The organism is Nostoc sp. CALU 546, assembly GCF_048836525.1.
The window spans coordinates 525-10,177 of the sequence record NZ_JAWJTF010000117.1; the positions used below are offsets into that span (position 1 = coordinate 525).

The 9,653-nt window shown below is 43.2% G+C and carries 9 protein-coding genes; 4 read left to right on the forward strand and 5 right to left on the reverse strand.

Features of this window, described 5'->3' with window-relative positions; all coding sequences use genetic code 11:
• Positions 1-137: 137 nt before the first annotated feature.
• Positions 138-1,253 carry a ferrochelatase gene (locus tag RRG12_RS36050; RefSeq protein WP_420762529.1) on the reverse strand — a complete coding sequence of 372 codons (1,116 nt, stop codon included), beginning with the start codon at positions 1,251-1,253 and terminating at the stop codon, positions 138-140.
• 186 nt (positions 1,254-1,439) lie between these two features.
• Between RRG12_RS36050 and RRG12_RS36055 the strand changes: the two genes are divergently transcribed.
• The 4 genes from RRG12_RS36055 to ilvB all read left to right on the forward strand — a co-directional run bounded on the left by RRG12_RS36055 (position 1,440) and on the right by ilvB (position 6,051).
• Positions 1,440-1,682, forward strand: a complete 243-nt coding sequence (locus RRG12_RS36055; protein ID WP_420762530.1) for a hypothetical protein — start codon at positions 1,440-1,442, stop codon at positions 1,680-1,682.
• Positions 1,683-1,990: 308 nt separating this feature from the next.
• Positions 1,991-2,608, forward strand: coding sequence for a hypothetical protein (locus tag RRG12_RS36060; RefSeq protein WP_420762531.1), 618 nt, complete (start codon positions 1,991-1,993; stop codon positions 2,606-2,608).
• 158 nt (positions 2,609-2,766) lie between these two features.
• Complete coding sequence (locus tag RRG12_RS36065; protein WP_420762532.1) at positions 2,767-4,029, forward strand: MFS transporter; 1,263 nt, start codon at positions 2,767-2,769, stop codon at positions 4,027-4,029.
• A gap of 132 nt (positions 4,030-4,161) precedes the next feature.
• Positions 4,162-6,051, forward strand: coding sequence for a biosynthetic-type acetolactate synthase large subunit (gene ilvB, locus RRG12_RS36070; protein WP_084227368.1), 1,890 nt, complete (start codon positions 4,162-4,164; stop codon positions 6,049-6,051).
• A 492-nt stretch (positions 6,052-6,543) separates the two neighbouring features.
• Here ilvB and RRG12_RS36075 read toward each other — a convergent pair whose 3' ends face one another.
• The 4 genes from RRG12_RS36075 to RRG12_RS36090 form a co-directional block, all read right to left on the reverse strand.
• On the reverse strand, positions 6,544-6,696 hold the full coding sequence (locus tag RRG12_RS36075; RefSeq protein ID WP_176727191.1) for a hypothetical protein: 153 nt from the start codon (positions 6,694-6,696) through the stop codon (positions 6,544-6,546).
• A gap of 107 nt (positions 6,697-6,803) precedes the next feature.
• Positions 6,804-7,640 carry a pyrroline-5-carboxylate reductase gene (gene proC, locus RRG12_RS36080; protein ID WP_420762533.1) on the reverse strand — a complete coding sequence of 279 codons (837 nt, stop codon included), beginning with the start codon at positions 7,638-7,640 and terminating at the stop codon, positions 6,804-6,806.
• Positions 7,641-7,679: 39 nt separating this feature from the next.
• On the reverse strand, positions 7,680-8,786 hold the full coding sequence (locus tag RRG12_RS36085; RefSeq protein ID WP_420762534.1) for a zinc-binding dehydrogenase: 1,107 nt from the start codon (positions 8,784-8,786) through the stop codon (positions 7,680-7,682).
• A 48-nt stretch (positions 8,787-8,834) separates the two neighbouring features.
• Positions 8,835-9,629, reverse strand: a complete 795-nt coding sequence (locus tag RRG12_RS36090; protein ID WP_420762535.1) for a hypothetical protein — start codon at positions 9,627-9,629, stop codon at positions 8,835-8,837.
• Positions 9,630-9,653: the final 24 nt, after the last annotated feature.

A 9,653-nucleotide genomic window follows, 5' to 3' on the forward strand; every position in this document is an offset into this window, starting at 1 on the left:
GAGGAAATGCTTATCAAGCTAGGTTTTTAGGACTTGTGTGTACACCGTAGCCTAAAAGGAGAGAGGCTTTTAATTGTTCCCCCTTCCCGCGACGAGTTTGGGGTTAGGGGGTTAGGTCTATTTGCAGCCTACAAAACTTAATGATGATGGTGGTGGTGATGATGCCCCGCTAGTTGGGGATTAACTGCCACAGTTTGCTCTGACAACAGTTGTGCAATATGAGCATCAGCCCATTGCGCCGCCATCGCCAAGAATTCTGGATGGTCGTTGACGCAAGCCATTTGTACGTAGTTCGTACCAGGATGCTGTTTTTCCAAAGCATGGATGATGTGGTGTACATCCAATAGAGTTTCGTGGTTTTCTGTCGCAAAGCCAATTGGCATAAATATCACTACTTTTGCACCCAATTGGATCAAGTTATTTGCAGCTTGCTCTGCATTTGGCTGTGTCCAATCAATTAACGGCGTGTCATGATTGAGCCAACCCACGGAGATTAAGGGATAGCGGTTAATCAACTTATCTCGAACTAAATCGTACATTGCTTCACTTTCAGCAATCCCAGAAGTAAAGCCTTTGGCTTTGTGGGGACAGCCGTGATTCATTAACACAATACCGATTTGAGAAGGTAGATAAGCTGAGGCTAACTCAGCAATTTTCTCCTCAACCAGATGAGCCATTAAATCGATATAGGCTGGTTCGTTGAAGAAAGAAGGAATGTAACGCTGTGCTTTAACCCAGTGTTCTTCACCATCAGTCAACTCAACAAGAGCATTGTTAACTTGCTCGATCGCAATCCCACTGGTAAAGATAGAATCAACAACCAGCAGAGGGTAGATTAGCAGTTTGTCGAAGCCTTGGTTTTTGATTTCTGCCAAGACTTGATTGGGTAGAAAAGGGGCGCAAAAGTTAAAAGCTTTGAAAACTTGGACATTATCACCCCATTTTTCTTGTAAATTCTTCTCAATTCCAGCCCGTTGCTGTTCAAAGATGGCATTGTGTGGGGAGATAAAATCGTGGTGTGTGTGTCCCCACTCATGGCGGTCAAATAGCGCCAAAAGTTTTGCCAGGGGGGGATAAATCCAGGTTGGTACTGGTGCAAATTTTGCTGTCAGTAGATTTAAAGCCTGTTCGTTATAGTTGGCGAAATCTTCGTAGCTTTCGACTTCGCCGTAGCCCATAAGCAATACGGCTACACGGTCTTTACCTGATAGATGCTCGTGGGTGTGTTGTACTTTTTCCGGCGTGGCAACCACAATGAGTTCCTCAATATAACCAGAGTGCAGAGAAATATAAAATTAGGGAATAGTTTGCACATTTTCCCTACTTGTAACTTATTATCCCATCCAGGGGGATAGGATGGGTGGGTAAATCAAGATAATACATCAAAAGACATACAAGACTTACGTGGGGCATTGGGCATTGGGCATTGGGAATGGGGCATGGAAAATCGAACCAATGCATCATCTGCTATACGCTGTTTGACGAGTCTTAAACGGATCACATCACAATACGATTCGGATAAGCATTTTTCACCTTCCTTGTGGTCTGGGGAATGGGGTTGCAGGTATTGGGTAAAGGATGGAATGGCACTAAGAAAAGATACAGCCCTTATTCTGACTGGTTCCCAGCCTCCAGGCTGGGAATCTATTCTGGGAGGCTCCGCCTCCGGTAGCTTGAATTGAGGCAGAGCCTCTTTTAAATACATTCCCAGCCTAGAGGCTGGGAACGAGACGACACAAGCTTTTGGGCTTTTCTTAGTGCCATTTGGTAAAGGATGTATTCAAAACCTTTTCCCTTTTCCCTTTCTTCTTTAACCGAACCCTATTGGATCACATACTGACGTAAGTTCTGATTTATATCCTTATTATTGATTATTGGGTAAATAGCTAATAGACCCTCGATAGCAGATTTAAGTGATTAATACAATACTAAAATCTGCTAACACGATATATGTCCACCAACGTTCAGGCACAAAGATTTATCTTACACAATGCCAAATTTTCAGAATAGACAAACGAGTATAATTATTTGCCCTGGAATTCATGAGCCAGAATTAACTGAAAGCTTTAGAGTCGGATTGTTAGATTTAGTTTCTAATAACGCGATAGCTGCGGTGAGCTACGCGATCGCACCGAATTCCGCAAATATACTCGTTTATCCGGGTAAAGATGTTTTGGTTTTATCAGCTTTGCACATTTTGCAGTTTTTGCGGGATTGCTTGACTAACTCTCCAGAATCATCAATCATCTTCATTAGCTTTAGTGCTGGGGTAGTCGGGGCAATAGGTGCAGCGCATTTGTGGGAACTCTTGGGTGGTCGTGTCAAAGGGTTTATTGCTATAGATGGATGGGGAGTACCACTAAAGGGGAATTTCCCTATTCATCGAATAAGTCATGATTATTTCACCCATTGGAGTTCTTCTTTGCTAGGTTGTGGGCAAAATAACTTTTATGCAGAGCCAGCAGTTGATCATTTGTCCATTTGGAAATCTCCCCAAAATGTACAAGGCTGGTGGGTAGATTCATCCATTGGGATTTCTCCACCCAAAGGTCGTCTGACAGCAGCTGAGTTTTTGCTTATGCTGTTAAAGCACTATGAAGCAAATTAATCCGGACAATGGAGTAAGTAAACAGGAGTGAGGAGGTAGGAGTGATGAAGGGAAAAGGTTACAGGTGACAGGGGACAGTGAAGAAAAACTATACCCTATACCCTATACCCTATCCCCCTATCCCCTATCCCCCATGCCCCATCTACCCAAAGTATCTAATGTTTCCAACTGAACCGGCTGCTGTTAATAACGGGTTTGGCGCACTGCTAAAAAACCGTGGTTTTATGCTCCTGTGGATTGGGCAATTGGTGTCCCAGTTAGCAGATAAAGTCTTCTTCGTTTTGATGATTGCTCTACTGGAGAACTACTCACCGCTTCCAGGGTTGGCACAAAACTCAATGTACTCAACTTTGATGCTGTCCTTTACAATACCAGCAATTTTGTTCGGTTCTGCTGGTGGTATCTTTGTTGACCGCTTGCCAAAAAAGCTGATTATGGTTGGCTCAGATGTCGTGCGGGGGTTGTTAACTCTGTGTCTTCCCTTTTTGCCAAGGGAGTTCCTAATTCTGTTAATTTTAACTTTTGCCATTTCCACGGTGACGCAGTTTTTTGCACCAGCCGAGCAAGCAGCTATTCCCCTGTTGGTGAAGCGAGAAAATTTGTTGGCAGCTAATGCGCTGTTTAGCAGCACGATGATGGGAGCTTTAATTGTTGGCTTTGCGATCGGTGAGCCGATTTTGAGTTTGTCGAAAAGCCTGATGGGAGCAGAATACGGTCAAGAACTTGTGGTTGGTGGATTATATCTATTATCGGCTGCGATCATGCAGCCAATTAAGTTTAAAGAACACAAACCCCACCAAGAACACCAAGGATCAAATCACCCTTGGACTGAATTCACTGAGAGCCTGCGCTATCTTAAGAAAAACCGTTTGATATTGAATGCGATGCTGCAACTGACAACTTTATATTGTGTGTTTGCAGCGTTAACAGTGCTGACAATTCAATTAGCTGAGGAATTTGGTCTTAAAGAAAAACAGTTTGGCTTTTTCCTAGCAGCAGCCGGGGTGGGTATGGTATTTGGTGCGGCGATTTTAGGTCACTGGGGTGATAAGTTGCATCACAAACCCCTACCTTTAATTGGATTTTTGATGATGGCACTAGTTTTAGGAGTGTTCACTTTTACGCACAACTTGTTGGTGGCGCTGGGATTGTGTGCATTTTTGGGTGTAGGTGCTGCCTTCATTGGTGTGCCCATGCAAACTTTAATTCAACAACAAACACCATCTACTATGCACGGTAAGGTATTTGGCTTTCAAAATCATGCCGTCAACATCGCTCTGGCCTTACCTTTGGCTATTACTGGGCCATTAACTGATGTTCTGGGCTTGCGAACTGTGCTTGTAGCAATGAGTATTATTGTCGTGGTTGTGGGTGTTTGGGCTTGGCAAAATACTCGCAAAGTATTGCAAGACGTAATTTAATTAATGTAGGCTAATAATCTAACTTTATATTTAATATAAAAATTAATAAGATTTTGATTGAAGTTTTCAATTAAAATGAAATCTTAACTACAGAATTCAGCATTAACTTTAGCTATAGTCTGAGGTTTGACCGTGCGATCGCTTTCCCAAATTAGTCTCCCACAAACCGAGAATCACAAACAGTCTCGTGCTTCTAGCCAGCCAGTCGTGCCCAAACGTGCATCTGGCGGTTTTGCTCTGCTTGACAGCCTTCATCGCCACGGCGTTGATTATATTTTTGGTTATCCTGGTGGGGCAATTCTACCAATTTACGACGACCTGTATAAGGTGGAAGCAACTGGTGCTATGAAGCACATTCTCGTGAGACACGAACAAGGCGCAGCCCACGCTGCTGACGGTTACGCCCGTGCTACAGGGAAAGTAGGAGTATGCTTTGGTACTTCTGGCCCAGGAGCAACTAACTTGGTGACAGGCATCGCCACAGCCTACATGGATTCGATCCCGATGATTGTAGTCACGGGACAGGTAGCACGTCCGTCCATTGGTACAGATGCGTTTCAAGAAACCGATATCTACGGGATTACCCTACCGATTGTGAAGCACTCTTATGTAGTGCGTGACCCCAAAGATATGGCGCGAATTGTCGCTGAAGCTTTCCACATTGCTAGTACTGGACGTCCGGGGCCTGTTTTGATTGATGTCCCCAAAGATGTCGCTTTAGAAGAATTTGACTATGTACCTGTAAAACCAGGTTCAGTGAAGTTACGCGGTTATCGTCCCACGGTGAAGGGAAATCCCCGGCAAATTCATGCCGCAATCCAGTTGATTACTGAAAGTCGCCGTCCGCTATTGTATGTCGGTGGTGGTGCGATCGCAGCTGGTGCCCATGAAGAAGTAAAAGAACTGGCTGAATTATTCAACATCCCTGTCACCACAACCTTAATGGGGATCGGTGCATTTGATGAACATCATCCCCTAGCTTTGGGAATGTTGGGAATGCACGGCACTGCTTACGCTAACTTCGCCGTTAGTGATTGTGACTTGCTGATTTGCGTTGGCGCTAGATTTGACGATCGCGTTACAGGCAAGTTAGACGAATTCGCCTCCCGCGCCAAAGTCATTCACATCGACATCGATCCGGCAGAAGTCGGCAAAAATCGCATTCCTGAAGTGCCCATCGTTGGTGATGTGCGGAACGTGTTAGTAGACTTGTTGCGTCGCTGCAAAGAAACAGGGATTAAGGCTACACCGAATCAAAACCAAGAGTGGTTAAATTTAGTCAACCGCTGGCGCGAAGAGTATCCTCTAATCGTGCCGCAGCATCCCGACAGCATTTCACCCCAAGAAGTGATTGTAGAAGTCAGTCGCCAAGCACCGCAGGCTTTCTATACCACAGATGTAGGACAACATCAAATGTGGGCAGCGCAATTCCTGAAGAATGGCCCAAGACGCTGGATTTCTAGCGCTGGTTTGGGAACGATGGGTTTTGGCTTACCTGCGGCAATGGGTGCGAAAGTAGCGTTTCCTGATGAAGAAGTCATCTGTATTAGCGGTGATGCTAGTTTCCAAATGTGTTTGCAGGAACTAGGAACACTTGCACAGTATGGAATAAATGTCAAGACAATAATAATCAATAACGGCTGGTTAGGGATGGTGCGCCAGTGGCAGCAAGCCTTCTATGGTGAGCGTTACTCATCCTCAGATATGGAAGTAGGGATGCCAGACGTAGAGTTATTGGCAAAAGCTTATGGGATTAAGGGTATGGTAATTAGCGATCGCAGTCAATTAAAAGATGCGATCGCCGAAATGCTAGCACACAAAGGCCCAGTAATCTTAAATGCCTACGTCACCAGAGAAGAAAACTGCTATCCAATGGTAGCCCCAGGTAAGAGCAACGCTCAAATGGTCGGCTTGCAGAAGCAACTGCCCAAAGCGGCAGCAGAGCCAGTGTATTGTAGTCATTGCAATGCTAAAAATGCGCCTACTCATAACTTCTGTGCTGAGTGTGGGACGAAGCTGTAACGCTTTTTGATAATTCAGATCAAAGAGGTAAGGGAGCAAGGAGAAGGGGAGAAAGATTCTGGAATTTCCCCAACTTCCTGCCCCCTTTCTTATTGCGTAGGAACTAGCAATAGTGCGGGATCTTCCTTCGATAAACGAATTACTCGGTGATGCGATAAATCATCACAAAGACGCGATAAATCGCCGTCTCTACAAAAGTAGGGACGGCGATTCATCGTGTCTCTTGCTTTAACCAAACAATCTGAAGGGGTGACAAAGCGGCTGAAGCCCTCGAAGGCATTGGTTTAAAATTTGTCTGAGTAAAGTTGGGAGAAGATAGGTATTAATAATTGCACAGAATTAACAAGGTACACCAAATCGATGGAAAATACGAGTCCCTTGCTGAAGAATTTATTAATTGGACATAAATATCTTTTTCGGGTAGATGCCCCAGCATAATCTGTTGCACAGATGCAAATATTAAGCGATCGCTTCTTTCCTCATGAATGTAACTCAAGATTGTTTTGCGGTATCGTTTGGTTTACTGAAATCAGCGAACTCCCCCGGAGCAAACACTTCTTTATTGTTATCAGGTTTGCGAAAAAGGCCACCAAGTTTATCTATTTCTTGTCTTTTTTCTGCAATTAGTCGAACATACTTTTTCATCTCATATAGGACTCGTATTTGATTTTTGAAAAAAACTCAGTACACTTTTATTCCTTCTTCCCTGTTCCCCGTTACCTGTTCCCTGTTCCCTCCCTACGCAAATAATTTCAGGAATCAAAGCGGATTCCTATATTACCTAATTGTTGAGTGCGGCTCAAAGCAGCAAACACTGCATTAGAAATGACAGTTCGCATACCACCTTTTTCTAACTCGTAAAGACCAGCAGCAGTCACTCCCCCAGGACTAGTCACCTTGTTTCGTAAGACTGCTGGATGTTGATCAGTCTGAAATATAAGTTCTACACTGCCAGCAATCGTATGCAATGTTAGTTCTTGAGCTTGTGTGCGAGTTAAACCTATCTGAACACCAGCATCAATCATCGCTTCGATATACAGAAACGCAAATCCAGTCCCCGCACTACTCAGCGCCGTTGCCATATCAAGGTAATGTTCATTTTGGGTAGCAAATTCCTTGCCTAATGCTTGTAAAATGACTTGGGTATGCGATCGCTGTATCTCTGTCACACTTGATGATGCACTCCACACCGTAGTTCCATGACCAACTTGTACTGCAATATTCGGCATTGTACGAACAACAGCAGCATGATTCAACCCTTGGCACAGAGATGGAATACTTGCTCCAGCCACAATACTAATTACTAAAGCATCAGGTGAAATTTTATCCTTAAGCATAGCCATAACCTCTGCCAAAACCTGCGGTTTCACCGCCAATATCACAATAGATGCGCCTTGTACTGCTTCTATATTGCTCTTTGTAGTACGTATTCCATATTCCTTTTCTAAATGAAGGCATTGAGTAGAAAGTGGATCACTGACAATAATTAGCTCAGGTTTTTGAACAGTTTTCGTCGATAACAATCTACTAATTATAATTTCGCCCATCGTGCCGCCGCCGATAAAGGCAATTTGTAAATCTCCGAGCATATCTTCTCCCTATTATCTAAGTCTTTTGATATATTGGCATCAAGATAGATTAGGTTGAATCACAGCCTTTAATACAGTTCCTTGTTCTACATCTGCCAGGGCTTGATTAATTTCTTTTAGTGTATATGAACGACTAATCATACTTGACCAAGCAATATTTTTACTGGAATCACTATGACGTTTTAGTAATTCAATCATTCTGTAAAAATGGCTGAAATCAATTCCCCAAGTCCCGCGAATATCAATATGTTTTAGATTAATTTCTAAGTGTGGATTGATGAGTATTTCACCCGTGTTTGTGTAATGCCCGACAATAACATAGCGACCTCCATTTCTGGTCATATTTAAGCCCTCTTTGACAGCAATGGGAATGCCTGTAGCTTCAATAATGACATCAGCACCGTGTCCGTTTGTCAATTCCAAAACTCGCTCAATATGTTGTCGTGGCTCATCAGCCTTAATTGCAAGGGTTTCATCTACACCGAAGGATTTGGCAACTACTAATCGGCTCTCAAATTTATCAATTACAATTACTTTGCCCGCACCTGAAAGCAAAGCTAGAATTGCCACACTCAAACCCACAGGCCCGCAACCCTGCACCACAACAACATCACCAATTTGAATTTGCGCTCGATCAATAGCGTGTAGTGCAGTTGGTAAAGCACACCCCCCAGCAATGAATTGCTTTGGTGAGACTTCTTCAGGTAAAGTTAGAACTTTAACCCCTGGTTTGAGGTAAATTAGTTCAGACCAACCCCCCAACAACCCATCTTTGGCTGAGTAGGTGACACCATAAACTTTGCGTTGTGGACAGCGAGTGGATGCTTTGGCTACTAGACAATACCAGCAGTTGTAACAGGTTTCGTGGACATCGAGAAAGGTGGCGATCGCTCCAGTAGTAATTAATTTACCATTGACATCACTAACTGCTCCACCTGTTTCCACCACACGACCAACTGAGAAGTGTCCAGGGATGATGGGATACGGTACTCCCTCTAAACGCCCATGTAGCAAATGTACATCAGTTCCACAAACTTCACTATATAAGGTTTCAAGAATGATTCCACCCTTTTCTAGAATCGGGTCTGGTAATTGTTGGACTTCAACTGGTTGATTAGGTGCAGTCATCACAGCTGCTAAGGGCATGAATTACTTCCTCACTATGTTTACCAAATTGCTTCCTACTTGTCACATTCAAGACCACAAAATAATTTCACCGTTAGGTAGTAACCCGATGGCAGAAGTGAAAGTCACACGTTGTCCATCCATCGGCTCAACAGTGTGATAGTTGCCTGTATTGAAAATGAATACATCTCCTACATAAGGTTGGAAGTTGATCATGTCTGCATCTGCAATTACTGTATCACTATAGCCGTAGGAATCGAGTTTATATTGGTCATCTCCTGGTTGCCACTGGCGATCGTAAATACGTGTTTTGCCATAATTATTAGCAGAAAATTTCAAATATAAATTCCAGGAAAGTTGATAAATAACTGTACCAATTTCCCATTCCGATTGTTCTAACGGGGCATAATCAATATGAAGTTGAGTACCTCGCTCTATTTTTCTGATCAGTCCTGCATAATAACTACCATAGAATGGTTCTGAAGCAATTCGCACAATCGCGCCTGTACACTCTCGGATTTTCATCATTAAACGTTCTAATGGATTGAAAGACGCTGCCATAATGCAGTCTCTTAATTTAGTTGTGCGTTCTACTGCTTGAAAATAAGCTGCTTTATTAATGCGGTTATATTCAAACACTGTGATGCCAATTCGTTCAATCTTGGGATTCACATCTTGATAGCAATCAAAGTTGAATAATTGAGCTTGATCAACTAACATCTCACACTCTTGGGATGTGGCAAATTCTTTTAGCCTAATCAGAGGAATTCTGTTTTCCAAGAGCATTCTTAAAGATTCTCTACTTAAGGGATACTCTTGCTTGTTTTTCCATACTTTGGATTTAATCTGGTTAGAAGTAGTCATAATGCAGTTCCTTACATTTAAATT

Excerpts from the sequence above, each read along its gene's own strand:
- RRG12_RS36060 (WP_420762531.1), top strand. The coding sequence starts at position 1,991 with ATGCCAAATTTTCAGAATAGACAAACGAGTATAATTATTTGCCCTGGA.
- RRG12_RS36090 (WP_420762535.1), bottom strand. The coding sequence starts at position 9,629 with ATGACTACTTCTAACCAGATTAAATCCAAAGTATGGAAAAACAAGCAA.
- RRG12_RS36055 (WP_420762530.1), top strand. The coding sequence starts at position 1,440 with ATGGAAAATCGAACCAATGCATCATCTGCTATACGCTGTTTGACGAGT.
- RRG12_RS36085 (WP_420762534.1), bottom strand. The coding sequence starts at position 8,786 with ATGCCCTTAGCAGCTGTGATGACTGCACCTAATCAACCAGTTGAAGTC.
- RRG12_RS36065 (WP_420762532.1), top strand. The coding sequence starts at position 2,767 with ATGTTTCCAACTGAACCGGCTGCTGTTAATAACGGGTTTGGCGCACTG.
- RRG12_RS36075 (WP_176727191.1), bottom strand. The coding sequence starts at position 6,696 with ATGAAAAAGTATGTTCGACTAATTGCAGAAAAAAGACAAGAAATAGAT.
- proC (WP_420762533.1), bottom strand. The coding sequence starts at position 7,640 with ATGCTCGGAGATTTACAAATTGCCTTTATCGGCGGCGGCACGATGGGC.